The organism is Streptomyces rimosus, assembly GCF_008704655.1.
Lineage (GTDB): Bacteria > Actinomycetota > Actinomycetes > Streptomycetales > Streptomycetaceae > Streptomyces > Streptomyces rimosus.
Map to the genome: position 1 here is coordinate 6,235,169 of NZ_CP023688.1, position 24,454 is coordinate 6,259,622.

The window sequence follows — 24,454 nt, forward strand, 5'->3', positions numbered from 1 at the left end:
ATGCGCATCAAGAGGATCCTGCTCTCGGCCGCGCTGGTCGTCGTGGCGCTGCTGGTCCAGGTCGCCGTGCTGGCACGGCTCCAGCTGCCCGGCGCCGTACCGGACCTGCTGCTCCTGGTCGTCCTCGGCCTCGCGCTGGTCTACGGGCACGTCTCCGGCGCCCTGATCGGCTTCGGCGCCGGCCTGCTCGCCGACCTCGCACCGCCCTCCGACCACGCCATCGGCCGCTACGCCCTGGTGCTGTGCGTCATCGGGTACGTCGCCGGGCTGACCAAACCGGACAGCGGACAGCACCGTTCGGCGACCATGCCACTGGTGGTCGTGATCGGCGCGGCCCTCGGCTCGACCCTGCTGTACGCGGGCGTCGGCTCGCTCGTCGGCGACTCCGCCGCCGCCCGGGTGGGCCTGGGCTGGCTGCTGTTCACCGCCACGCTCTACGACCTGCTGCTCGCCCCGTTCGCCGTACCCGTGGTGATGGCACTGGCCCGCCGTACCGAACACGACCCGCTGGCCACCGACGGGGCCGGCGGGCCGGGCGGCTCCGGCAAGGGCCGCAAGAGCGCCTACGGCTGGCTCGGCTCCGGCACCGGCCTCAAGGCGAGCCGCTCGATGCGCACCAGCCTCCCGTCCAAGCCGGCCCGCATCGGCGGCCAGCGCGGCGGACTGCTCGGCAGATCGGCCCGTGGCAAGACAGGACGCATGAAGGGGGTCAAACGACTGTGACCAACCTCCCGGAGACCGGCCGCAGCTCACGCGTCACGATCCGGCTGGTCGCCATCCAGATCCTCGTCTTCTCGCTGCTGCTGACCCTCGGCGGCCGGCTGTGGTACCTCCAGATCCGCAACGGCCGGGAGTACGCCGACGAGGCCCGCAACAACCACGTCCAGCAGGTCGTCGAGCCGGCCACCCGCGGCTCCATCCTCGACGCCCGCGGCATCCCGCTCGCCGACAACCAGACCCGTCTGGTCGTCTCCGCCAGCCGCACCGACCTGCTGAAGATGAAGGACGACGGCAAGGCCGTGCTCGGCCGCCTCGCCAAGGTCCTGGGCATGTCGGAGCAGGAGATCCGCAACAAGGTCCGGCTGTGCGACGCCAAGACGCCGCAGCCCTGCTGGAACGGCTCGCCCTTCCAGCCCATCCCGATCACCGACGAGGCCACCACCCAGCAGGCACTCCAGATCCGCGAGCGCTCCGAGGACTTCCCCGGCATCTCCGCCGAGCCCACCGCCGTACGCCGCTACGCCGCGCCCGGCAAGGCCCAGACCGCCCAGGTCCTCGGCTACCTCTCGCCGGTCACCGACGAGGAGATCCAAAAGGCCAAGAACACCCGCTCGCCGCTGCTGCGCTCGGACCAGATCGGCCGCTCCGGGCTGGAGCGCACCTACGACAGCCAGCTGCGCGGCAAGGCCGGGGTGACGCGGTACGAGGTCGACAACCTCGGCCGGGTCATCGGCAAGGCCAAGAGCGACAAGGCGATCCCCGGCTCCAACGTCGTCACGAGCATAGACGCCCGCGTCCAGGCCATAGCGGAACAGGAACTGGAGCAGGCGATGAAGGACGCCCGTAAGGAGCACGACAAGAACACCGGCACCAACTACAAGGCCGACGCGGGTGCCGTGGTCGTGATGGAGAACAAGACCGGCCGGATCGTCTCCATGGCCTCCAACCCCTCCTACGACCCCAACGCCTGGGTCGGCGGCATCTCCGGCAAGGACTACGCCAAGCTGACCGGCAAGGACTCCAACTACCCGCTGCTCAACCGGGCCATCCAGGGCCAGTCGGCGCCCGGCTCGATCTTCAAGGTCATCTCCACCTCGGCCGCGGTCGCCGCCGGGTACGACTTCGACGGCACCTACCCCTGCACCGCCTCGTTCAGCATCGGCGGCCAGGTCTTCAAGAACTTCGAGTCCAAGGGCTACGGGCCGATCAACCTCGGCCGCGCGCTGGAGGTCTCCTGCGACACCGTCTTCTACGGCCTGGCCTACCAGCAGTGGCAGAAGGACGGCGGCAACAAGCCGAAGAACCCGAAGGACTGGTTCTACAAGACGGCCCACCAGTTCGGCCTCGGCAAGGAGACCGGCATCGACCTGCCCAACGAGGTCACCGGCCGGGTCCCGGACCGCGAGTGGAAGAAGCGGTACTGGGAGGCCAACAAGGACAGCTGGTGCAAGCAGGGCAAGTCCGGCGACGACTATGTCTCGAAGATCGCCCGGGAGAACTGCGAGTCCGGCATGAAGATGCGCGCCGGTGACTCGGTGAACTACTCCATCGGGCAGGGCGACACCCAGGTCACCCCGATACAGATGGCGACGATCTACGCCGCCATCGCCAACGGCGGCACGCTGTACAACCCGACCGTGGGCAAGGCGATCGTCAGCCCCGACGGCAAGCGCATCGAGAACATCGCGCCCAAGTCGCACGGGAAGCTGCCGGTCACCGAGAAGACCCTGTCGCAGATCGACGGCGCGCTGGCCGGCGTCGCCACCCGCGGCACCGCCGCCTGGCGCTTCCAGGGCTGGCCGCAGGACAAGATCCCGATGCACGCCAAGACGGGTACGGCCGAGGTCTACGGCAAGCAGACGACGGGCTGGTTCGCCACGTACACCAAGGACTACACGATCGTCATGACCATCTCCCAGGGCGGCACCGGCTCGGGCTCCGCCGGCCCCGCCGTGCGCAAGATCTACAACGCGCTGTACGGGGTGGACGACAAGGGCAAGATCGACGAGTCGAAGGCGCTGCTGCCCAGGCCGCAGACCGGACTGCCCAAGATCCTCGGCGACGGCACGATCCAGGCCCAGCCCATCAAGCCCGTCACCGCCCCCCAGCAGCCCGCCGCGGCCGGAAGGCGGGGCCAGTGACCAGCTCGCACACGGCGAACGGCTTCACCGTCCGCCGCTACAGCCCCGACCGCGGCGCCTGGGGCAAACTGACGGCGCGCGACTCGGTCGTGCGCCGGCTGGACTGGGTCATGCTGCTGTGCAGCCTGGCCCTGTCCCTGATCGGCGCGGTGCTGGTGTTCTCCGCGACCCGCAACCGCACCGAACTCACCCACGGCGACGAGTACGGCTACCTCCTGCGCCACCTGCTGAACACCGGCATCGGACTGGCCCTGGCGGCCGGCGCGATCTGGCTCGGGCACCGCACGCTGCGCGGCGCGGTGCCGATCCTCTACGGCCTCTCGCTGGTGCTGTCGCTGCTCGTCCTCACCCCCTTGGGCGCCACGATCAACGGCTCCCGCTCCTGGCTGGCCATCCCCGGCGGCCTCTCCCTCCAGCCCGCCGAGTTCGCCAAGATCACGATCACGCTGGGGATGGCGGTGATCCTCGCGGGCCGGGTCGACGCGGGCGACCGCCCGCACCCCGACCACCGCACCGTCGTCCAGGCCCTGGGCCTGGCCGCCGTCCCGGTCGCCATCATCATGCTGATGCCGGACCTCGGGTCGGTCATGGTCCTCGGCGCGATCATCCTGGGCGTCCTGCTCGCCTCCGGCGCCTCCAACCGGTGGATCCTGGGGCTGCTGGGCGCCGGTGTCATCGGGTGTGTGGCCATCTGGCAGCTGGGCCTGCTGGACGACTACCAGATCGCCCGGTTCGCCGCCTTCGCCAACCCGAGCCTGGACCCGGCGGGCGTCGGCTACAACACCAACCAGGCGCGCATCGCCATCGGCGGCGGCGGGCTGACCGGCTCCGGCCTCTTCCACGGCAGCCAGACCACCGGTCAGTTCGTGCCCGAGCAGCAGACCGACTTCATCTTCACCGTCGCCGGCGAGGAACTGGGCTTCCTCGGCGCGGGCCTGATCATCGTGCTGCTGGGCGTCGTCCTGTGGCGTGCCTGCCGCATCGCCCGCGAGGCCAGTGAGCTGTACAGCACGATCGTGGCGGCGGGCTTCATCGCCTGGTTCGCGTTCCAGTCGTTCGAGAACATCGGCATGACGCTGGGCATCATGCCCGTCACCGGCCTGCCGCTGCCGTTCGTCTCGTACGGCGGCACGTCCATGTTCGCGGTCTGGATCGCCATAGGGCTGCTGCAGTCGATTCACGTACAGCGGCCGGTGACCGCCTGACGGGGGGTACGCCCCCGGGCCGTTGGGGCGTACGTCAGCGGCCGGACGCGGCGCTGTAGGAGCTGTACGCGACGAGGACGGCGAGCACGGAGGCGCTGGTCACGGTGGCGAGCAGTACCCACAGGGCGATACGGGCCTTCCGTGGCCGATTGCGGGCCTGGCGCGGGGAGCGCGCGTACTCCGGCATGCGGAGCGCCGGCGGCTCGGAGCTCATCGCGATGTCGGCCAGCAAGCGGCGGCAGGCGGCGGCCAGTTCGCCCGTGCCGCTGTCCAGCCGCATGACGGTCTCCGCCCGCGCGGGCGCGCTCGTACCGCCGTCCAGGATGCGGCCCGCCCGTATGAGCACCTCCCCACGGGTGCCGGTGACGGACAGGCTGATCCACCGCTCGACGTGCTCGCCGCGTATGACCACACCGCCCGTGCGGTCGCGGTAGACCGTGTGCCGCTGCCACAGAACGGCCGCCAACTGCCGTGCGGTGTCCGCCAGATGCGCGAGCATCGTCCCCCCCTGCCGGATGTGCGCCAACCGAGGAAGGAACTGTACCGGGAGGCAGTGACAACGAAGGACCGGGGCTGATGATCACCGCACCGAGCGGGCCGGGGAGCGCCCGCCCCGGTGGCTCGGGACGGGCGCTCCGGTCGGGTCACGGTGACTGCTGCAGCCGCAGCAGCGAAGCCACCAGCTGGTCAACCTCCTCGGGGGTGTTGTAGAGGGCCAGGGAGGCGCGTACGGCGCTGTCCAGGCCGTAGTGGGCCAGGGCGGGCTGGGCGCAGTGGTGGCCGGAGCGGACCGCGATGCCCTCCAGGTCCAGGGACTGCGCCACGGCCGTCGGGTCGTGGCCCGCGAGCGTGAACGCCAGCACCGCGATACGGTCCGGGGCGTCCCCCAGGACTTCGAGGCCGGGCACCATGGCCAGCGCCTGCCGCGCGTACGCCAGCAGGTCGGCCTCGTACTTGGCGATGGCCTCATGGTCGAAGGACGACAGCCAGTCGAGGGCGGCGAGCAGCCCGACCACGCCGGAGATATGGCCCGTACCGGCCTCGAAGCGGTGCGGCGCGGGCGCGAACGTCGTCCGGTCGAAGGACACGGACTCGATCATGTTCCCGCCGCCCTGCCACGGCACCATGGACGCGAGCAGCTCGGGCTTGGCATACAGCGCGCCGATGCCCGTGGGCGCGAACAGCTTGTGGCCGGAGAAGGCGTAGAAGTCGGCGTCCATGGCCTGTACGTCGACCGGGAAATGGGCCACCGCCTGCGCGCCGTCCACCAGCACCTTGGCGCCGTACCGGTGGGCCAGCGCCGTCATCTCCGCCACCGGGGGAACGGTCCCCAGCACATTGGAGGCGTGGCTGACGGCCACCAGCCGGGTACGTGAGGACAGCAGGTCGGCGTAGGCGAACTGGTCGATCTGCCCGTCCGGCAGCAGCGGCACCGGCACCACCCGGGCATGCGTCTCGGCGGCCAGCTGCTGCCACGGAACGATGTCGGAGTGGTGCTCCAGCACGGGGACGAGGATGTCGTCACCCGGGCCGATGTTGGCCCGGCCCCAGGTCTCGGCGACCAGGTTGATCGCCTCGGTGGTGCCGCGGACGAAGACGATCTCCTCGGGGGACGGGGCGCCCAGGAAGTCCGCGACGGCGGCCCGGCCCGCCTCGTACAGGGCGGTGGCGTCGCGGGCCATGGTGTGGGCACCGCGGTGGATGTTGGAGTTGGCCGAACCGTAGAAGGCCGCCACCGCCTCGATCACCTGGCGCGGCTTCTGGGTGGTGGCCCCGTTGTCGAGCCACACGAGCGGCCGGCCGTTGACCAGCCGGTGCAGGATCGGGAAGTCCCGCCGCGCCATCTCAGGGGAGAAGGCGCCGCGTTGGGCTCCGGGGAGGTGTTGGGTGGTTGTGGGGTTGGCGGTGGGGACGGCCGCGGCGGGGGTCTGGAGTGGGCTGGACGGGGTGCCCGGGACCGTCTCCATACCCGGGACCGTCTCCACGCCTGGGCCCGTCCCCATGCTCGGGGCTGCCTCCAAGCCCGGGACCGCCTGCATGCCCGGGACCGTTCCCACGCCCGGTACGGCGCTCGTATCCGTCAGCGCGCTCGTGCCCGGGACGGGGCTCATGCCCGGCACCGCGCCCGCGTCCGGCACCGCACTCGTACCCGGCACCGCACTCGTACCCGTCGCCGCGCTCGGGGCCGGCTGCATGCCCGGCAGGCCCGCCATGGCGGCGGCCGGGACGACGGTCGCCCCCGCGCCCGGAGCCGCGCCTGTGCCGGGGGCCGGTGCCGTGCTCGTGGCCGTGTCCGTACGGACGGCCGTGTTCGTGCCGGTGGCAGGGGCCGCTGCCGCATCCGCCGCGCCGGTCTTCGCCTCCTTGCCCAGGAGCGCGCTCAGCGGTGCCGCGAGCCCCGTGAACTCAGGAGTAGTCATGGTACTTGGACACCTCGACGTTCTGGAGGACGGCGAGGGCGTCCTCCACCAGGACGGCCGTGTTGAAGTACGCCGTGACCAGGTACGAGGTGATCGCCTTCTGGTCGACGCCCATGTTCCGTACGGACAGGCCCGGTTCCACCTCGTCCGGTACGGAGGCCGGGCGCAGGCCCACCACGCCCTGCTCCGCCTCGCCCACCCGCATCAGCAGGATCTCGGTCGTGCCCGCGCCGTTGATGTTCACCTTGTCGGACGGCAGCAGCGGCACGCCGCGCCAGGTCAGCAGCGGACTGCCGAACCGCGTGTCGGTCACCGGGGGCACACCCCGGCGGGTACATTCCCGGCCGAACGCGGCGATCGCCCGCGGGTGCGCGACGAAGTACCCGGGCTGCTTCCACACCTTGGCCAGCATCTCGTCCAGGTCGTCCGGCGTCGGGGCGCCGGTGCGCGGCTGCACCCGCATGCCCGGCGCGACCTGGTTGAACAGCCCGAAGTCCGGGTGGTTGAGCATCATCGACTCCTGGCGCTCGCGCAGCGCGTGCACGGTCAGGTTGCTCTGCGCCCGGGTCTGGTCGATCGGCTGGTTGTACAGGTCGGCGACGCGGGTGTGCACGCGCAGCACGGTCTGCGCGAGGCTCATGTGGTACTCGCGCGGCGTGTCCTCGTACTCCACGTACGTGCCCGGCAGGTCCGGTTCGCCGACGTGCCCGGCGGCCAGGTCGACCGGCGCCTCGGCGCCCGGCGTCGGCATCTCGCCGGCGCAGTAGGACTCCAGCGTGGTGCGCAGCGACTCGTCGCGGTCGGCCAGTTCCGCCAGCTTGGCGCGGCTGATGCACAGCGCGACACCGGGGGTCAGCGCGCGCACCTGGTACGGCTGCGACTCGCCCTTGGCCCAGGCCTCCAGGTCGAAGAACTGGCCGTCACCGACGACCTCCAGTAACGCGTCCTCGCCGTACCGCCCGGTCACCCGCTTCTCGGCGCGGCCGCGCACGAGCACCCACAGGCGGTCGGCGTTCTCGCCCTCGGAGCACAGCGTCTGCCCGGCGTCGAAGGTGATCTCGTCGCACGTCTCGGCCAGTTCGCGCAGCTGCCCCTCGTCGGCCTGCCGCAGGAACGGCAGCTCCCGCAGGTCCTCGGGGACGATGCGGTGGCGGTCGCCCTCGGAGAAGGTGCTGATCCGGTCGTCGCCCAGGATGAAGGTACGGCGGCGGTTGACGCGGTAGACGCCGGACTCGACGTCCACCCACGGCAGGGCGCGCAGCAGGTAGCGCGGGGTGATGCCGCGCATCTGCGGCGTGGTCTTGGTGGTGGTGGCGAGCTGCCGTGCCGCATCGGGACCGAGGCTCAAACGGCCATTTGTGGTCATCACGACCTCCTCGTGAAAGGGCGCGCGGGCAGGCGGCGGCTCTCGTGGCCGCCGCGGTCCGCACGGTATGGAGGGGACCGATCGTCCGAGCGGCAACTGCCGACGGCAAGACGGCGTATTTCCGCAACCGGCCGGAAAGGAGCTATCCGGCATTCGCAGGTGTTCGTGCAGAGATGAACTGTTTTTGCCGCGTGTGCCGTGTGGCCAGCCCGGAATCCGTCCGCCGGGCCGGACGGCGCCGCACGAACGTCCGATCGGGGACTGCCTCGGCGCCCCACACGCGGCTAGATTCGATCCATGGCGGACACCGTGCGGGAAATCGAGCGGAAGTACGAAGCCGACGGCAGCACCGAACTGCCCGACCTGACCGGCGTCGCCGGGGTCGCGGCCCTCGCGGACCAGGGCACCGTCGTCCTGTCCGCCACCTACTACGACACCCCTGACCAGCGGCTCGCGGCCGACGGCATCACACTGCGGCGGCGCACCGGCGGCGGCGACGCGGGCTGGCACCTCAAGCTCCCGGTGGCCCCCGGCGTACGGGACGAGGTGCGGATGCCGCTGGCCGAGCGGCTGCCGCGCAAGCTCGCCGCCCTCGTACGCTCACGGGTGCGCGGCGCGCCCCTGACACCGGTCGCGCACCTGCGGACCCGGCGCACGCTGTGGGTGCTGGAGACCGCGGGCGGCGAACCGCTCGCGGAGGTCGCGGTGGACGACGTGGTGGCGCACCGCCTGGGCGACGGGGCGGTTCCGTACGGGACGGGCGAGGCGACGTGCGCAGCGGATGTGGCGTACGAGATCCACGGCGATGCGGGTGATGTGGCCCATGCGAACGGGGCGGCGGAGGCGGAGCGGCGGCCGGCGCAGCCGGACCGGGTGACCACCGGGGTCCGCTGGCGCGAGATCGAGGTGGAGCTGGTGGGCGACGGCGACGCCGGGCTCCTGGACGCGGTGGACGAGATCTTCGCGGCCGCGGGAATCCGCCCGGCCGGTTCGGCGTCCAAGCTGGCCCGCGCGCTGGCCGAGACGGCGGACGCCGGTCGGGCGACGGACACCAAGACGATCAAGAAGACCGGCGGGACCGCCAAGAAGCCCACCAAGACCAAGGCCACGACCACCGAACAACAACCCAAGAAGCCCAAGGCACCCGAGCAATCCAAGAACGCCAAGAAATCCAAGTCCGCACCCCCGACCCCCCGCACCGCCGGCGACGCCGTCCTCGCGTACGTCCGCGAGCAGGTACGCACCCTCGTCGAACTGGACCCCGCCGTCCGCCGCGACCTGCCCGACTCGGTGCACCAGATGCGCGTCGCCACCCGCCGCCTGCGCAGCGCCTTCCGCTCGTACGGCACGGTGCTGGACCGCTCCGTGACCGACCCGATCGGTGACGAACTCAAGTGGCTGGCAGGGGAGTTGGGTGTTGACCGGGACCGCGAGGTGCTGGCGGCGCGGCTGCGCGCCGGGCTGGCGGACCTGCCGCGCGAGCTGCGGCTCGGACCGGTGGCCGCACGGCTGCGCCTGTGGTCGCAGCGCCGCCGCCTCGGCTCGCGGCAGACACTGCTCGCGGTCCTGGACGGCGCGCGGCACCTGGCGCTGCTGGAGAGCCTGCACGCGCTCCTCGCGGACCCGCCGCTGCGCCCGGCCGCGGCCCGTCCGCCGGCGCGCCCCATGGGCAAGGCCGTGCTCAAGGACTACCGGCGGCTCGCCGGGCGCGTGGAGGCCGCGCTGGCGGCGCCGGCCGGGCCGGAGCGCGACGAGGCGCTGCACAGCGCCCGCAAGGCGGCCAAGCGCGTGCGGTACGCGGCGGAGGCGGCCGGGCCGGCGCTGGGCGGCCCGGCGAAGAAGTTCGCCAAGCGCATGAAGCGGGTGCAGCAGTTGCTCGGCGACCACCAGGACAGCGTGCTGGCCCGTGAGGCGCTGCGCGATCTCGCCGTACAGGCGCACGGCGCGGGCGAGGGCGGCTTCAGCTTCGGGCTGCTGTACGGACGGGAGGAAGCGGCGGCGGCCGCCCGGGAGCGCGAGCTGCCCGAGGTGTGGCGCAAGGCATCGAGGCCGGGGCTGCGCAGGAAGCTGGGCGGGTGACGGGGCGGACGGGGTGACCGGTTGCGGCGCGGGCGACGCGGCCCCGGCCGCCCGCCCGTGACCCACCGCAGCCATGCGATAACCGCCCGCCCATCATCGATGCCTCCCGGATGCGGCCCGTCAACGGCACCCCGTTCCCGGGGTACGCTGGATGGTCACCCCTGCCAGCTCATGAAAGACGCCGCGATGCCTGTCGAGACGGTCTTCCCGCGCCTGGAAGCGCTTCTCCCGCATGTCCAGAAGCCCATCCAGTACGTCGGTGGCGAGCTCAACTCCACCGTCAAAGACTGGGATGCCTGCGATGTGCGCTGGGCGCTGATGTACCCGGACGCCTACGAGGTCGGGCTGCCCAACCAGGGCGTCATGATCCTTTACGAGGTCCTCAACGAGCGCGAGGGCATCCTGGCCGAGCGCACCTACAGCGTGTGGCCGGACCTCGAAGCGCTGATGCGCGAGCACGACGTGCCGCAGTTCACCGTCGACGCGCACCGCCCGGTGAGCGCCTTCGACGTGCTCGGCGTCTCCTTCTCCACCGAGCTGGGCTACACCAACCTGCTCACCGCCCTGGACCTCTCGGGCATCCCGATCGAGGCCAAGGACCGTACGGAGGAGCACCCGCTGATCCTCGCGGGCGGCCACGCGGCGTTCAACCCGGAGCCGATCGCCGACTTCCTGGACTGCGCGGTCGTCGGCGACGGCGAGCAGGCCGTCCTGGAGATCAGCGACATCATCCGCGCCTGGAAGGCCGAGGGTCGTCCGGGCGGGCGCGACGAGCTGCTGTTCCGCCTCGCGAAGACCGGCAGCGTGTACGTCCCCAAGTTCTACGACGTGGAGTACCTGCCCGACGGGCGCATCTCGCGCGTCGTGCCCAACCGCTCCGGCGTCCCGTGGCGGGTGTCCAAGCACACCGTCATGGACCTGGACGAGTGGCCCTACCCCAAGCAGCCCCTCGTCCCCCTGGCCGAGACCGTCCACGAACGGATGTCGGTCGAGATCTTCCGTGGCTGCACCCGCGGCTGCCGTTTCTGCCAGGCCGGCATGATCACGCGCCCCGTGCGGGAGCGAAGCATCACCGGCATCGGCGAGATGGTGGACAAGGGCCTCAAGGCCACGGGATTCGAGGAGGTCGGCCTGCTGTCGCTGTCCTCCGCGGACCACACCGAGATCGGCGACATCGCCAAGGGCCTCGCCGACCGGTACGAGGAAGACAAGATCGGTCTGTCGCTGCCGTCGACCCGCGTCGACGCCTTCAACGTCGATCTTGCCAATGAGCTGACGCGCAACGGCCGACGCTCGGGACTGACCTTCGCGCCCGAGGGCGGCAGTGAGCGGATGCGCAAGGTCATCAACAAGATGGTCTCCGAAGAGGACCTGATCCGCACCGTCGCCACCGCCTACGGCAACGGCTGGCGGCAGGTGAAGCTGTACTTCATGTGCGGCCTGCCCACCGAGACCGACGAGGACGTCCTCCAGATCGGCGACATGGCGGTCAACGTCATCGCCAAGGGCCGCGAGGTCGCCAAGTCCAACGACATCCGCTGCACCGTCTCCATCGGCGGCTTCGTGCCCAAGCCGCACACGCCGTTCCAGTGGGCGCCGCAGCTGTCCGCCGAGGAGACCGACGCCCGCCTGGAGAAGCTGCGCGACAAGATCCGCGGCGACAAGAAGTACGGCCGCTCCATCGGCTTCCGCTACCACGACGGCAAGCCCGGCATCGTCGAGGGCCTGCTCTCCCGCGGCGACCGCCGCGTCGGCGCCGTCATCCGCGCCGTCTACGAGGACGGTGGCCGCTTCGACGGCTGGCGCGAACACTTCTCGTACGACCGCTGGATGAAGGCCGCCGAGGAGACGCTGCCCGAGTACGGCGTCGACGTCGCCTGGTACACCACCCGCGAACGCACCTACGAGGAGGTCCTCCCCTGGGACCACCTCGACTCCGGCCTGGACAAGGACTGGCTCTGGGAAGACTGGCAGGACGCCCTCGACGAGACCGAGGTCGAGGACTGCCGGTGGACGCCTTGCTTCGATTGCGGGGTGTGTCCGCAGATGGACACCGAGATCCAGATCGGCCCGACCGGCAAGAAACTGCTGCCGCTGACCGTCGTCAAGTAAGCGTTCCAGGTACGTGCCCCGGCCCGGCCCCGCGTGATGCGGGAGCCGGGCCGCGGCATGTACGCGACAGTGCCCATATCGGGTGCGAGGGGGAGAAAGTCATATGGAGCCCACGAGTGGGCCGTCGCTGTCCAAGGAGCATGAAGAGGGCCGGGTGCCCGTACGGGAGCGGGTGCCCGCGCCCTACCAGCCGGGGGAGGGGTGTCTGATCCGGCTGGTTCGGGTGCCGGTTCGGGTTGTGGTGCTGGTGTTTGTGGTGCCGGTGCGGTTGGTGTGGGATCTGGTGGTTGCTGGTGCGCGGGGGATTGAGCGGGGGGTGCTTCGGCCTGTTGGGCGTGGGCTTGCCTGGGTGGGGCGGGTTCTGGTCGTTGCGCCGCTGATCTGGGTGTATCGGTGGATTCTTACTCCGGTGGGGCATGGCATTGCCTGGACTTTGCGGGCCTTCGGGGTGGTGCTGGGCTGGGTGGGGAAAGCGTTCTTCTACTGGCCGTGGGTCGGGTTGTGGCGGTATGTGCTGGTGCCGGTCGGCACGGCCGTCGGTGTGGCCGTGGCCTGGCTGGCGCATCACCTGATCGTGGTGCCGGCGCTCTGGATCCACCGCCGGGTGCTGACGCCGGTCGGTCACGCCGTCCTGTGGGTGTTCCGGGGGCTGGGCGCGGGCTTCGCCTGGCTCGGTCTTCATCTGGTCGTGCTTCCCGCCCGGTGGTGCTACCGGCGCGTACTGACGCCGGTCGGGCACGGCATCGCCTGGGTGGTCCGCGGCATCGGTGCCGCCGTCGCCGCACTCGTACGGTGGACGGTCGTCGTGCCGGCCGTCGCGGTGTGGCGGTACGTCCTGGCCCCGGCCGGCCGGGCGATCGGGACGGCCGTCACCGGGGTGGCGCGCGAGACCGGCGCCGCCTTCGGGCATGCCTGGCGGGTGGCCGGGTACGTCTCCCGGGCTGTCGGCCGGTTCGTCGGCACACTCCTGCGGTGGGTCTTCGTCGAGCCGTTCCGGTGGGTCTACCGCGCCGTCCTCACCCCGGTCGGCCACGCCGTACGGGACGTGCTGTGGCGCCCGGTGCGCAACGCCGTACGCGAGGCGGGCCGGTCCGTACGCCGTGCGCTGGGCGCCGCGCGGGAGTCCGTACGCCGGACCCGCGCCGAGATCCGGCGGGCCGTGTTCGGGGGTTCCGGGGCGCCGGAGCGGCCGGAGCCGGGCGTGGTGCCCGAGCCCCGGCGGGAACAGTCGGTACCGACGGCACGTACTCTAGGTAAGACGTCCGGGCGCGACGTGTCCCCGCCCACGCGGGGGCCCGGACTGGGCGACGCTGGGTAGGCGTCATCCGGGACCGTCCCCGCCCCACGCGGGGGTGACGTCCAGTAGCGCCCTCACACCAAGGAGAAGTAACACTGGGCAAGCGACAGCCCGAAGGCCCGCCGCCCGCACCGGCGGTGCAGCGCATCCGACTGCGCTACACCAAGCGCGGCCGCCTCCGGTTCACCAGCCACCGCGACTTCCAGCGCGCTTTCGAGCGGGCGCTGCGCCGCGCCGAGGTCCCCATGGCGTATTCGGCGGGCTTCACCCCGCACCCCAAGGTGTCGTACGCCAACGCCGCGCCGACCGGTACCGGCAGCGAGGCCGAGTACCTGGAGATCCAGCTCGCCGAGCGCCGCGACCCGGACATGCTCCGCACCCTGCTGGACGAGTCGCTGCCGGCGGGCCTGGACATCACCGACGCGGTCGAGGCCCGTACGTCCGGGCTTGCCGACCGGCTCCAGGCGTCGGTGTGGGAGCTGCGCCTGGACGGCGTCGCTCCCGCCGACGCGGCACACGCCGTCGAAACCTTCCTCGCCGCCGAGGAAGTGCAGGTCGAACGCCGTACGAAGAACGGCATCCGGACCTTCGACGCGCGGGCCGCGGTGGCCCGCCTCGAAGCCGCGGCGCCCGAGGGCGATAGGCCGGGTGGCGATGCCTGTGCGATACTGCGGCTGGTTGTTCGGCATGCGACACCTGCCGTACGACCCGACGACGTCCTGTCCGGCCTCCGAGCTACGGCCGACCTGGCGCCGCCGGTCCCCGCTGCGGTGACCAGGCTGGCGCAGGGGCTGCTCGATGAGGAGACCGGCGCGGTGACCGACCCGCTCGCGCCCGACCGCGACGCTGCCGAGGCCGACACAACGACGGCCGCCGGCTGAGTGCCGCGAGGCGCCGGACGGTCCGGTAGCAGGACCGCCGTCGTCGCGTCGCCGATCAACCAGGGAGCCACCCCGGTCCGGCAGACGCACTGACCAGCAGACTTTCGCCGGTCCCGCCAGACGGGCCCGGCGAGCGAGACGACAGCTCCCGTGCGGCGCCCGCGCCCCGGAGGGCGGCACCGCGCACATCACGCGGGCCGCGTCCGGAACCAGGCGCGGCGCCCGGGAGCGTGACGGGAGAACCGCCCGCATGCTCGAACCCATTGAGCCCAACGAATCCAGCGGCCCTGCGGAACAGCTTTCCGAGGGCAGCACCCCCAGCGACACGCTGCCGCCGCGCCGCCGGCGCCGCGCCGCCTCCCGGCCGGCCGGTCCGCCCACGGCGGCGAGCACGCCGGCCGAGGCCCCGGTGACCGCCGACAGCGGCGCCGCCGCCACGCCCGCGAGCGCCGCGCAGGACGATACGGGCGCCGCCACCGCGGTGGTCTCCGGCGACGACGCCAAGCCCGCCCGTACGCGCCGCCGTGCGACCCGTAAGGCCACCGCCCCCGCGGGCTCCCCGCAGGCCGGCGAGGTCGCGGAGAGCGCGCCCGAGGCCCCGGCCGCGCAGCCGGAGCAGCCCGCCGCCGAGGACGAGGCGCCGCGCGCCCGGCCCCGCCGCCGTGCCACCCGCCGCGCCTCCGCGCCGGCCGGTCCGCCCGCGGCCGAGGCCGCTAAGACCGCCGCCGCGCCGCAGGCCGCCGAGGACACCGCGCCCGCCGCCGAGGACACCGTCCCCGCCGACGAGGCTCCGGCCGCCGCGCCCGCCGAGGAGACCAAGCCCGCCCGTACGCGTCGCCGCGCGACCCGTAAGGCCACCGCCCCGGCCGGTCCGCCGCAGGGCGCCACGGAGCCGCAGAGCGCCGAGCCCGCGAGCACGGACGCCGCGGCGCAGGCCGAGGACGAGGAAGAGGCCGAGGAGACCGCCGAGGCCGCTGAGACCGCCGCCGCGCCCGCCGAGGACACCAAGCCCGCCCGTACGCGCCGCCGCGCGACCCGTAAGGCCACCGCCCCCTCGGGCTCCCCGCAGGCCGCCGACGCCGTGGAAAGCGCCCCGGCCGCCGAGTCTGCCGAGGCGGAGACCCCGGCAGCCGAGCAGGCCACCGAGGCGCCCCGCCGCCGTTCGCGCCGCCGCGCGGAGCGCGCTTCCGAGGCTCCGGCCGCGAAGCAGGAGCAGCCCGCCGCGGAGTCGCGCGCCGAGGCCGAGGCCGCGCCCGAGGAGCCCGTACGCGGCAGCCGCCGCCGCGAGCGGCGCGCGCCGACGGTCGTGTTCCAGGCGCCGGTCTTCACCGAGCCGATGTTCCAGACCCCGGAGACCGCCGCGGCCGCCGCCGCAGCCGCCGCCGAGCAGGCCGAGCCCGCCGCCGAGGAGGAGGAGCAGCCCGCGACCGGCAACCGCCGCCGTCGCCGCCGGGGCGCTGCCGCCGAGGCCGAGCAGCAGGTCGTCCAGCAGGCGCCCGCCCGGGACGCCCAGTACGTCGACGAGGCCGAGGACGAGGCCGACGACGACTCCGACGACGAGCAGGCCGAGGCCGCGCAGGGCGACGACGAGTCGGGCGACCGCCCCTCCCGCCGTCGTCGTCGCGGTGGCCGCCGCCGTCGCCGTGGCGAGGCCGCCGACGGCACCGACGAGCAGACCGGCGAGGGCCGCCAGGCCGACGCCGGGCAGCAGGCCGCGGAGGAGGAGCCGGCCGAGCAGGCCGAGCCCGCCGCCGAGGAGGACGAGCAGCCGGGCGCCGGTTCCGCCAGCAGCCGTCGGCGCCGTCGCCGCCGCCGTCGCAGCGGTGACCTCGGCGACGGGGACGCCGCCCACCAGGGCGACGACCCGGAGCGTACGGTCGTCAAGGTCCGCGAGCCGCGCAAGAAGGACGAGCCGTCCGACGAGGTCCAGTCCATCAAGGGCTCGACGCGTCTGGAGGCCAAGAAGCAGCGCCGCCGCGAGGGCCGCGAGCAGGGCCGCCGCCGGGTGCCGATCATCACCGAGGCGGAGTTCCTGGCGCGCCGCGAGGCCGTCGAGCGCGTCATGGTCGTCCGCCAGAGCGGCGAGCGCACCCAGATCGGCGTCCTTGAGGACAACGTGCTCGTCGAGCACTACGTCAACAAGGAGCAGGCGACCTCGTACGTAGGCAACGTCTACCTCGGCAAGGTGCAGAACGTCCTCCCGTCGATGGAGGCCGCCTTCGTCGACATCGGCAAGGGCCGCAACGCCGTGCTGTACGCGGGCGAGGTCAACTTCGAGGCGCTCGGCATGGCCAACGGGCCGCGCCGCATCGAGACCGCGCTGAAGTCCGGCCAGTCCGTGCTGGTGCAGGTCACCAAGGACCCGATCGGCCACAAGGGCGCCCGGCTGACCAGCCAGGTCTCGCTGCCCGGCCGCTACCTGGTCTACGTGCCCGAGGGCTCGATGACCGGTATCAGCCGCAAGCTGCCGGACACCGAGCGGGCGCGTCTGAAGCAGATCCTGAAGAAGATCGTTCCCGAGGACGCGGGCGTCATCGTCCGTACCGCCGCGGAGGGCGCCAGCGAGGACGAGCTGCGCCGCGACGTGGAGCGCCTCCAGGCGCAGTGGGAGGACATCCAGAAGAAGGCCAAGGCGGGCTCCACCAGCTCGCCGAGCCTGCTGTACGGCGAGCCCGACATGACCGTCCGGGTCGTCCGCGACATCTTCAACGAGGACTTCTCCAAGGTCATCGTCAGCGGTGACGAGGCGTGGCAGACCATCCACGGCTATGTCTCGCACGTCGCCCCCGACCTGGTCGACCGCCTCCAGAAGTGGACCTCGGACGTCGACGTCTTCGCGACGTACCGCATCGACGAGCAGCTGATGAAGGCGCTGGACCGCAAGGTCTGGCTGCCCTCCGGCGGCTCGCTGGTGATCGACAAGACCGAGGCCATGGTCGTCATCGACGTGAACACCGGAAAGTTCACCGGCCAGGGCGGCAACCTCGAAGAGACCGTGACCAGGAACAACCTGGAGGCGGCCGAGGAGATCGTGCGCCAGCTGCGGCTGCGCGACCTGGGCGGCATCGTCGTCATCGACTTCATCGACATGGTCCTGGAGTCCAACCGGGACCTGGTGCTGCGGCGGATGCTGGAGTGCCTGGGCCGCGACCGTACGAAGCACCAGGTCGCCGAGGTCACCTCGCTGGGCCTGGTCCAGATGACCCGCAAGCGGGTCGGCCAGGGCCTGCTGGAGTCCTTCTCCGAGCCGTGCGTGCACTGCAACGGCCGCGGCGTCATCGTCCACATGGACCAGCCGTCCTCGGCCGGTGGCGGCGGTGGCGGCAAGCGCAAGAAGAAGGGCAAGTCGGGCGGGTCCGGCCAGGACCACCAGCACCACGACCACCAGCACCAGGACGAGCAGCCCGAGGCGGAGGCCGCACGGGCCGACGAGCACCCGGAGCTGGAGCCGGTCGCGGTGACCGAGGCGGAGCTGCGGCCCGCGGTGGACGGCACCGACGAGTGGTTCGGCAGCCCGGCCGAGGCCGAGGCGGCAGCCGGTGTACGCGGCCGGGGCCGCCGTCGCGCGAGCCGCAAGGCGACCGCTCCGGCGGGCGCGCCCAAGGCGTCCGAGGCCGCCGCGATCGTGCTGGAGACCGCGCCGGCCCCGGCCCCCGAGCCGGAGCCCGTCGCGGAGGCGCCCGCCGCGGAGCCCGCGCCGGCCAGGCCGCGCCGCCGGGCCACCCGTAAGGCGTCCGCTCCGGCGGGCTCGCCGAAGGTCTCCGAGACCGTCGAGGACACCGCGCAGGCCGCCGAGGTGAGCACCCCGGTGGCGGAGCCCGCGTCCGAGCCGGTCGCGGAGCCGGAGGCCGAGCCGGCCGCCGACGGTGCCGTACGTACGGACGAGGCCGTGAGCCCGGACGCGGCGGCGCCCGCCGAGGAGGCCCCTGAGGAGGCCGCCGAGGAGGCGCCCGCCAAGAAGACCGCGGCGAAGAAGACGGCCGCCAAGAAGGCCACCGCCAAGAAGACGGCGGCCAAGAAGGCGACCACGGCCAAGAAGACGGCGGCGAAGAAGACCACCACCGCCAAGAAGGCCACGGCCAAGAAGGCGGCCACCAAGAAGACCGCCGCGAAGAAGACCACGACGAAGAAGGCGGCGGCCAAGAAGACCGCTGCCGCCGAGCAGGCCCCGGCCGCGTCGGTGTCGGCTTCGACGGAGGACTGATCAGGACCGTGCCCCGGGCCGTACGCGGCCCGGGGCCGGTTTGACCCCCCGGTCCAGGTTCCGTAACCTTGACCGTCGGCGTCTGTAGTACGCCAAACCTCTGAGCACACACCTCCCGGCTCGCCGGGGGAGGCCGCTCGTCCGATCCGGATTCCACGGGATCGTCACGAACCCGTGTGAGCGGCTGGCATCAGTGGGCCCGTATCGAGTGAGAGAGAGTTCCGCGTGTACGCCATCGTGCGCACCGGCGCCCGTCAGCAGAAGGTTGCTGTTGGCGACGTCATCGAAGTTGACCGCATGTCCGACAGCAAGGCGGGCGACACCGTCGAGCTCTCGACGCTGCTCGTCGTGGACGGCGAGTCGGTCACCAGCGACCCGTGGGTGCTGGCTGGCGTGAAGGTCCAGGCCGAGGTCGTGGACCACCACAAGGGCGACAAGATCCGCATCCAGAAGTACAAGAACAAGACCGGTTACAAGAAGCGGATCGGCCACCGCCAGCTGCACACCGCGCTGAAGATCACCGGCATCGACGCTCCGGCGAAGTAAGGGACTGAGGAGACATGGCACACAAGAAGGGCGCATCGTCCACTCGGAACGGTCGCGATTCCAATGCTCAGCGGCTCGGCGTGAAGCGCTTCGGCGGTCAGGCCGTCCTCGCCGGTGAGATCCTGGTCCGCCAGCGCGGCACCCACTTCCACCCGGGCACCGGCGTCGGCCGCGGCGGCGACGACACCCTGTTCGCCCTGGCCTCCGGTGCGGTGCAGTTCGGCACCCACCGTGGCCGCAAGGTCGTGAACATCGTCCCGATCGCCGAGTGACCCACCACTTCGGCATCGGGCGATAGCTCAGCAGCACCACTCCGAGGGCGGACCGCCTTACCCCGCAGCAGTGCGGGAAGGCCGGTCCGCCCTTGGCGTGTTAGTACAGAGACATTCCGTCGTACCTGGAGGCACGCACCATGACCACCTTCGTGGACCGCGTCGAGCTGCACGTCGCCGCGGGTAACGGAGGCCACGGCGTGGCCTCCGTGATGCGCGAGAAGTTCAAGCCGCTCGGCGGCCCCGACGGCGGCAACGGCGGCCGCGGCGGCGACGTGATCCTGGTCGTCGACCAGGACGTCACCACGCTCCTCGACTACCACCACCACCCGCACCGCAAGGCCACCAACGGCCAGCCGGGCGCCGGCGACCACCGCGCCGGCAAGAACGGCCAGGACCTGGTCCTGCCGGTCCCGGACGGCACCGTCGTCCTCGACCGCAAGGGCAATGTGCTCGCCGACATGGTCGGCCAGGGCACCACCTTCATCGCGGCCCAGGGCGGGCGCGGCGGCCTCGGCAACGCGGCCCTGGCCTCCGCCCGGCGCAAGGCCCCCGGCTTCGCGCTGCTCGGCGAGCCCGGCGACGCCCGCGACATCGTGCTGGAGCTCAAGACCGTCGCGGACGTCGCGCTGGTCGGCTACCCGAGCGCCGGCAAGTCCTCGCTGATCTCAGTGCTCTCGGCCGCCAAGCCGAAGATCGCCGACTACCCGTTCACCACCCTGGTGCCCAACCTCGGCGTGGTCACGGCCGGCTCCACCGTCTACACCATCGCGGACGTGCCCGGCCTGATCCCCGGCGCCAGCCAGGGCAAGGGCCTGGGCCTGGAGTTCCTGCGGCACGTCGAGCGCTGCGAGGTGCTGGTGCACGTGCTGGACACCGCCACCCTGGAGTCCGACCGCGACCCGGTCTCCGACCTGGACGTCATCGAGGCGGAGCTGGCGCAGTACGGCGGCCTGGACAACCGGCCGCGGGTGGTCGTCCTCAACAAGATCGACATCCCGGACGGGCAGGACCTCGCCGACATAATCCGCCCCGACCTGGAGGAGCGCGGCTACCGCGTCTTCGAGGTCTCGGCCGTCGCGCGCACCGGCCTCAAGGAGCTGTCGTACGCGCTCGCCGACATCGTCGCCAAGGCGCGCGCCGCCAAGCCCGTACAGGAAGCCACCCGTATCGTCATCCGCCCGAAGGCCGTGGACGACACGGGCTTCACGGTCACGCCGGAGGGCGAGGGCTTCTTCCGCGTACGGGGCGAGAAGCCCGAGCGCTGGGTCCGCCAGACCGACTTCAACAACGACGAGGCCGTCGGCTACCTCGCCGACCGCCTCAACCGCCTCGGCGTCGAGGACGAGCTGCGCAAGGTCGGCGCGCACGCCGGCGACGGCATTGCGATCGGCCCCGAGGACAACGCGGTCGTCTTCGACTGGGAGCCGATGATGGCGGCGGGCGCCGAGATGCTCGGCCGCCGCGGCGAGGACCACCGTATGGAGGCGCCCCGCCCGGCCGTGCAGCGCCGTCGCGACCGCGAGGCGGCGCGGGACGAGTCCGAGCAGGAGTACGAGGGCTTCCAGCCCTTCTGACGGACACGGGCGCGCGAACGGGAAGGCCCCGGCCGGACTCCTGGGGCCTTCCCCGCGGTGGTACGAAGGCGTCCGTACGGAAACCTCCCGTACGCGACGGGGGACAGGCGAGCACGAAGCAGGCAGGGGTAGCAGTGGCAGGCGCAAGGCAGGACGTGACGGACGCCCGCAGGATCGTGGTCAAGGTCGGCTCGTCCTCGCTGACCACGGCGAGCGGCGGCCTGGACGCCGACCGGGTGGACGCGCTGGTGGACGTGCTGGCCAAGCACCAGGACAAGGAGATCGTGCTGGTCTCCTCCGGGGCCATCGCGGCGGGCCTCGCGCCCCTCGGCCTGGACCGGCGGCCCCGCGACCTGGCCCGGCAGCAGGCCGCCGCCAGCGTCGGCCAGGGCCTGCTGGTCGCCCGCTACACCGCCTCCTTCGCGCGTTACGGGCGCCGCGTCGGCCAGGTCCTGCTCACCTCCGACGACACCAGCCGCCGCGCCCACTACCGCAACGCCTTCCGCACCCTGGACCAGCTGCTGGCGATGGGCGCCGTACCGATCGTCAACGAGAACGACACCGTCGCCACCGACGAGATCCGCTTCGGCGACAACGACCGGCTGGCCGCGCTGGTCGCCCACCTCGTACGCGCCGACCTGCTCGTCCTGCTCTCGGACGTGGACGGGCTCTACGACGGCGACCCGGCCACCCCCGGCACCTCCCGGATAGCCGAGGTACGCGGCCCGGCCGACCTGGAGGGCATCTCGATCGGCAGCGCGGGCCGGGCCGGCGTCGGCACCGGCGGTATGGTGACCAAGGTTGAGGCGGCCCGGATCGCCGCCGCGGCCGGCATCCCGGTCGTGCTGACCTCCGCCGTACACGCCGCCGAGGCCCTGGCCGGCGGCCCGACCGGCACCCACTTCCTGCGCACCGGCCGCCGCTCCGCCGGCCGGCTGCTGTGGCTGGCGCACGCCTCCACCCCGCGCGGCGCGCTGGTGCTGGACGACGGGGCCGTGACGGCCGTCGTCGAACGGCACTCCTCGCTGCTGCCGGCCGGCATCGCCTCGGTGGAGGGGGAGTTCAGCGCCGGCGACCCGGTCGAACTGCGCGACACCACCGGCCGCGCCGTCGCCCGCGGCCTGGTCAGCTTCGACGCCCGGGAGATCCCCCGGCTGATCGGCCGCTCCACCCACGACCTCGCCCGCGAACTCGGGCCCGCCTACGAACGCGAGGTCGTGCACCGCGACGATCTGGTCGTACTGGACCACTGACGCCCGTCACGGGGGAGCGCGGACACCGGCCGGGAACGGCCCAAAGACCAGCCTTTCCACGGAGACCTTCTCGAAAATGCCCCCGCGACGGGCCGCGGGCTGGTCAACTTTGTTGCGGGGACGCGTCAGGGGAGCACCGTCCCGCGCGCGAGCGCGCGCTACGTCACAGCAGTGCCGGACCACTGCCGGGGAACCGCCCGCGGCCGGGGCCCGGAGCAGCGCGACCCGCGGTGCCCGGGGCGTCCCGGCGCGGTGGCGCGACCCGCGGCGGCCGGCACCGGCGAAGAGGACCGCATGGATCGGCTCCGCCCGGACGAGCGGAGCGCTACGCACAACAGGAGGCCGCCGGTGAGACGAGGGCGCCCAGGGGCGCTGCCCCGAGGGACGGCGGAACGGGCACTGACCAGCGTCCAGGCCGCCGGTCCGGCCGGCACGGACGACGACCGTGCCGGGCCGGGCCCGGCGGCGCACGGCGGGCCGGCGCGCGAGCGGCGCGAGGCGTCCCGGCTGTGGCACGTCACCCTCAGCGTCTCGGGGGCCGAGGCCCCCGTACAGGAGGTCCGGCGGGCACTCGAACAGCTCGCGCACGACCATCCCTTCCTGCTGACCAGCCGCTACGCCGGCGACCACGCCGAGATCCGCTACTGGGAAGAGGCCCGCGACCTGCACGACGCGGCGGCGGTCGCGCTGCGGCTGTGGGGCGAGCACCGCTCCTCGGCCGGACTGCCGCCGTGGGAGATCGTGGGCCTGGAGGTCATCGACCGGGAGACGTACCACCAGCGGGTCGCGGAGGGGTACGGACCGCCGCCTGCGGCTCGGATGGGGGTGCATCCGTACTGACGGGGGCGGCGGGCGGTGTGGGGCTGCTGGAGGGGCTGTGGTGTTCGCGGCGGTCCGTGCGGGTCTGGCGGATGGGCCGTGTGCCCCGGCGGTCCGTGTGGGCCTGCCGGACGGACCGCGGCGCCCCGGCGGCCCGCGGCGTCTTGCCAGCTGGAACGCGGCGGGCCACGGTCCGCCGCCCGGCTAGGCTTTCCGCCATGACCAGCGAATCAGCGCACTCCTCACCCGTCATCGAGACCGCACGGCGCGCCAAGGAAGCGGCGGCCGTCCTGGCGCCGCAGCCGCGCACCGCGCGCGACGGCGCGCTGCTCGCCATCGCCGACGCCCTGGTGGCCCGTACGGAGGAGATCGTCGCCGCCAACGCCGGTGACGTCGCCAAGGCACGGGCCGCGGGCACCGGCGAGTCCCTCGTGGACCGGCTCACCCTGACCCCGGAGCGGGTCACCGCGATGGCCGCCGACGTCCGGGACGTGGTGGCGCTGCCCGACCCGGTGGGTGAGGTGGTGCGCGGCTCCACGCTGCCCAACGGCCTGGACCTGCGGCAGGTCCGCGTCCCGCTGGGCGTCGTCGGGATCATCTACGAGGCCCGCCCGAACGTGACCGTGGACGCCGCCGCGCTGTGCCTGAAGGCGGGCAACGCGGTGCTGCTGCGCGGTTCGTCCTCCGCGTACGCCACGAACAGCGTCCTCGTCGAGGTGCTGCGGGACGCCGTCGCGAGCGTCGGGCTGCCCGCCGACGTCGTCCAGCTGGTGCCGGGGGAGAGCCGGGAGTCGGTGCGCGAGCTGATGCGGGCGCGCGGCCTGGTCGACGTACTGATCCCGCGCGGCGGCGCCTCGCTGATCCGTACGGTCGTGGAGGAGTCCACCGTCCCGGTGATCGAGACCGGCACCGGAAACTGCCATGTCTACGTGGACGAGCACGCCGACATCGACATGGCCCTGGACATCCTGATCAACTCCAAGGCGCAGCGGCCGAGCGTGTGCAATGCCGCCGAAACGGTTCTGGTGCACGCCGGTATCGCCGAGACGTTCCTGCCGCGGGCCCTGGAGGCGCTGACCCAGGCCGGGGTGGTCGTGCACGGCGACACCGCCTGGCAGCAGGCCGGGCCCGGCCTGGTCGCGCCCGCCACGGACGAGGACTGGGCGGCCGAGTACCTCTCGTACGACATCGCCGCGGCCGTCGTGCAGGACCTGGACGCCGCGGTGGCGCACATCCGCCGCTGGTCCTCCGGGCACACCGAGGCGATCGTGACCACCTCGCAGGCGGCGGCCCGCCGCTTCACCCAACTCGTGGACGCAACGACCGTCGCGGTGAACGCCTCCACCCGTTTCACCGACGGCAGCCAGTTCGGCTTCGGCGCCGAGATCGGCATCTCGACGCAGAAGCTGCACGCCCGCGGGCCGATGGGTCTGCCGGAGCTGACTTCGACGAAGTACGTGGTCACAGGGGACGGCCACACGCGCTGACCCAACGGGCGGGGAGCGCGCCGCACCCCGGCGGTACGGGCGGGCGGCACACCGGGCCGCGGCCGAATTCCCGTA

Annotated in this window: 17 protein-coding genes; 14 read left to right on the forward strand and 3 right to left on the reverse strand. The window is 72.6% G+C overall.

What is annotated here, in order from left to right:
* Genes mreD through rodA form a run of 3 tightly spaced genes read left to right on the forward strand, consistent with a single transcriptional unit; the run spans nt 1 to nt 4,066 of the window.
* On the forward strand, nt 1-723 hold the full coding sequence (gene mreD / locus CP984_RS26970) for a rod shape-determining protein MreD (RefSeq protein WP_003985184.1): 723 nt from the start codon (nt 1-3) through the stop codon (nt 721-723).
* A complete protein-coding gene (gene mrdA / locus CP984_RS26975; protein WP_003985185.1) occupies nt 720-2,861 on the forward strand; it encodes a penicillin-binding protein 2 in 2,142 nt (713 codons plus the stop codon). Before mreD ends, mrdA begins: the two co-directional genes overlap by 4 nt.
* Nucleotides 2,858-4,066: a rod shape-determining protein RodA gene (gene rodA / locus CP984_RS26980; RefSeq protein ID WP_003985186.1), complete on the forward strand. Its 1,209-nt coding sequence runs from the start codon at nt 2,858-2,860 to the stop codon at nt 4,064-4,066. The genes mrdA and rodA overlap by 4 nt, the downstream gene beginning before the upstream one ends.
* A 34-nt stretch (nt 4,067-4,100) precedes the next feature.
* Here rodA and CP984_RS26985 read toward each other — a convergent pair whose 3' ends face one another.
* From CP984_RS26985 to CP984_RS27000, 3 genes are all read right to left on the reverse strand, one after another.
* The gene (locus CP984_RS26985; RefSeq protein ID WP_003985187.1) at nt 4,101-4,565 is read right to left on the reverse strand and encodes a hypothetical protein; all 465 of its coding nucleotides are present in this window, start codon (nt 4,563-4,565) and stop codon (nt 4,101-4,103) included.
* A 145-nt stretch (nt 4,566-4,710) separates the two neighbouring features.
* The gene (locus CP984_RS26990) at nt 4,711-6,486 is read right to left on the reverse strand and encodes a SufS family cysteine desulfurase (RefSeq protein ID WP_003985191.1); all 1,776 of its coding nucleotides are present in this window, start codon (nt 6,484-6,486) and stop codon (nt 4,711-4,713) included.
* The gene (locus CP984_RS27000) at nt 6,473-7,852 is read right to left on the reverse strand and encodes a family 2B encapsulin nanocompartment shell protein (protein ID WP_003985192.1); all 1,380 of its coding nucleotides are present in this window, start codon (nt 7,850-7,852) and stop codon (nt 6,473-6,475) included. Before CP984_RS27000 ends, CP984_RS26990 begins: the two co-directional genes overlap by 14 nt.
* Before the next feature lie 297 nt (nt 7,853-8,149).
* Between CP984_RS27000 and CP984_RS27005 the strand changes: the two genes are divergently transcribed.
* From CP984_RS27005 to CP984_RS27055, 11 genes are all read left to right on the forward strand, one after another.
* Nucleotides 8,150-9,931: a CYTH and CHAD domain-containing protein gene (locus CP984_RS27005; protein ID WP_030179755.1), complete on the forward strand. Its 1,782-nt coding sequence runs from the start codon at nt 8,150-8,152 to the stop codon at nt 9,929-9,931.
* Between the two features lie 186 nt (nt 9,932-10,117).
* The gene (locus CP984_RS27010; RefSeq protein ID WP_003987233.1) at nt 10,118-12,043 is read left to right on the forward strand and encodes a TIGR03960 family B12-binding radical SAM protein; all 1,926 of its coding nucleotides are present in this window, start codon (nt 10,118-10,120) and stop codon (nt 12,041-12,043) included.
* A gap of 409 nt (nt 12,044-12,452) precedes the next feature.
* Complete coding sequence (locus CP984_RS27015) at nt 12,453-13,361, forward strand: hypothetical protein (RefSeq protein ID WP_306464340.1); 909 nt, start codon at nt 12,453-12,455, stop codon at nt 13,359-13,361.
* A 116-nt stretch (nt 13,362-13,477) separates the two neighbouring features.
* A complete protein-coding gene (locus tag CP984_RS27020) occupies nt 13,478-14,221 on the forward strand; it encodes a TIGR03936 family radical SAM-associated protein (protein WP_003987231.1) in 744 nt (247 codons plus the stop codon).
* A 250-nt stretch (nt 14,222-14,471) separates the two neighbouring features.
* Nucleotides 14,472-18,425, forward strand: a complete 3,954-nt coding sequence (locus CP984_RS27025) for an Rne/Rng family ribonuclease (protein WP_030179763.1) — start codon at nt 14,472-14,474, stop codon at nt 18,423-18,425.
* A 225-nt stretch (nt 18,426-18,650) separates the two neighbouring features.
* Nucleotides 18,651-18,971 (forward strand): 50S ribosomal protein L21, encoded by a 321-nt coding sequence (gene rplU, locus CP984_RS27030; protein ID WP_003986727.1) that lies wholly within the window; start codon nt 18,651-18,653, stop codon nt 18,969-18,971.
* Between the two features lie 14 nt (nt 18,972-18,985).
* The gene (rpmA, locus tag CP984_RS27035) at nt 18,986-19,243 is read left to right on the forward strand and encodes a 50S ribosomal protein L27 (RefSeq protein ID WP_003986728.1); all 258 of its coding nucleotides are present in this window, start codon (nt 18,986-18,988) and stop codon (nt 19,241-19,243) included.
* Between the two features lie 140 nt (nt 19,244-19,383).
* Nucleotides 19,384-20,820 (forward strand): GTPase ObgE, encoded by a 1,437-nt coding sequence (obgE, locus tag CP984_RS27040; RefSeq protein WP_003986729.1) that lies wholly within the window; start codon nt 19,384-19,386, stop codon nt 20,818-20,820.
* A 155-nt stretch (nt 20,821-20,975) separates the two neighbouring features.
* Nucleotides 20,976-22,073, forward strand: a complete 1,098-nt coding sequence (gene proB, locus CP984_RS27045; protein WP_003986730.1) for a glutamate 5-kinase — start codon at nt 20,976-20,978, stop codon at nt 22,071-22,073.
* Between the two features lie 348 nt (nt 22,074-22,421).
* Complete coding sequence (locus CP984_RS27050) at nt 22,422-22,913, forward strand: hypothetical protein (protein ID WP_030179768.1); 492 nt, start codon at nt 22,422-22,424, stop codon at nt 22,911-22,913.
* Nucleotides 22,914-23,110: 197 nt separating this feature from the next.
* Entirely contained in the window at nt 23,111-24,379 is a 1,269-nt protein-coding gene (locus CP984_RS27055; RefSeq protein WP_003986731.1) for a glutamate-5-semialdehyde dehydrogenase, read from the forward strand.
* The last annotated feature ends 75 nt before the right edge of the window (nt 24,380-24,454 follow it).